This is a genomic window from Streptomyces tateyamensis (assembly GCF_003205575.1).
In the GTDB taxonomy this organism is placed as follows: Bacteria; Actinomycetota; Actinomycetes; order Streptomycetales; family Streptomycetaceae; genus Kitasatospora; species Kitasatospora tateyamensis.
In genome coordinates, this window is sequence record NZ_PYBW01000121.1 from 1 (window position 1) to 1,235 (window position 1,235).

Below are 1,235 nucleotides of genomic sequence, written 5' to 3' on the forward strand. Positions count from 1 at the left end.
AACATGAGCAAGCGGTACACGGCCGAGTTCAAGCGGGACGCGATCGCGCTCGTCCGGGCTTCGCCGCATCGGAACGTCACCGAGATCGCCCGGGAACTGGGCGTGAGCCCCGAGGGGCTGCGCGGCTGGGTCAAGCAGGACAAGACCGACCGCGGCGAGGGGCCGGCGGGCGCGTTGACCAGCGCGGAGAAGGACGAGCTCGCACGACTGCGCAGGCAGAACCGGGAACAGCAGCAGACCATCGAGATCTTGAAAAAAGCCGCGGCCTTCTTCGCCAAGGAGTCGATGAGGTAGGCGAGGCCTGCCGCTTCATCGACACGGAGAAGGCCGCCGAGGCCAATCCCGACGGCTTCAGTGTCGCGCGGCTATGCCGCGTCCTGGGCGTCAACCGCTCCACCTATTACGCGTGGCTCGCCGGGCGGCCAGCCGCTGCCGAACGCCAGCGCGCCGATGACGAGTTGGCCGGTCGGATCCGCGAGATCCACGCCACTTCCCGGGGCGCCTACGGTGCCCCGCGCGTGCATGCAGAGCTGCGGCGAGGCGGCCATGCGATCAACCGGAAGAGGGTCGAGCGGATCATGCGCGAACGCGACATCCGGGGGATCACCCGGCGCCGGCGACGCCACCTGACAAAACAGGACACCAAGGCCGCCCCGGCCCCGGACCTGGTCGGGCGCGACTTCACCGCCGCGCGGCCCGGCACGAAGCTGGTCGGCGACATCACCTATCTGCCCACGATCGAGGGCTGGTGGTACCTGGCAACCGTCATCGACCTGGCGACCCGCGAGGTGATCGGCTACGCGATGGCCGACCACCACCGCGCCGAACTGGTCACCGACGCCCTGAAGATGGCCGCCGGCCGGGGCGGCCTGCAGCCCGGCTGCATCATGCACACAGACCGCGGCAGCGAATACACCAGTAGCGAATTCCGGCGGGAGATAACGAAGTTGAACCTGCGACAGAGCATGGGACGAACCGGCATATGCTACGATAACGCCGTAGCCGAGAGCTTCTTCGGGCTCCTCAAAGCGGAGATCGGCACCACCGTCTGGGAAAGCCGCGAAGCGGCCCGAGCCGATGTCTTCCGCTTCATCGAAGTCGAATACAACCGCACCAGGCTCCGCAAGCACCCCGAGTTCGGGTACCTCACCCCACTCGAAACCCGAGCCAGACTGCAGCACGACTTCACCCCCGCAGCGTAAGCAATAGCTGTCCAAGATCAGGGGGGAACTTCA

Annotated in this window: 1 protein-coding gene and 1 pseudogene; both read left to right on the forward strand. The window is 67.0% G+C overall.

Translation table 11 applies throughout. The features are described 5' to 3' along the window. Nucleotides 1–3: 3 nt before the first annotated feature. A pseudogene (locus C7C46_RS36840) lies at nt 4–210 on the forward strand (transposase); the annotation flags it as partial. Beyond that, nucleotides 126–1,202 (forward strand): IS3 family transposase, encoded by a 1,077-nt coding sequence (locus C7C46_RS36845; RefSeq protein ID WP_110672626.1) that lies wholly within the window; start codon nt 126–128, stop codon nt 1,200–1,202. The pseudogene C7C46_RS36840 and the gene C7C46_RS36845, both read left to right, overlap by 85 nt. Nucleotides 1,203–1,235 lie beyond the last annotated feature (33 nt).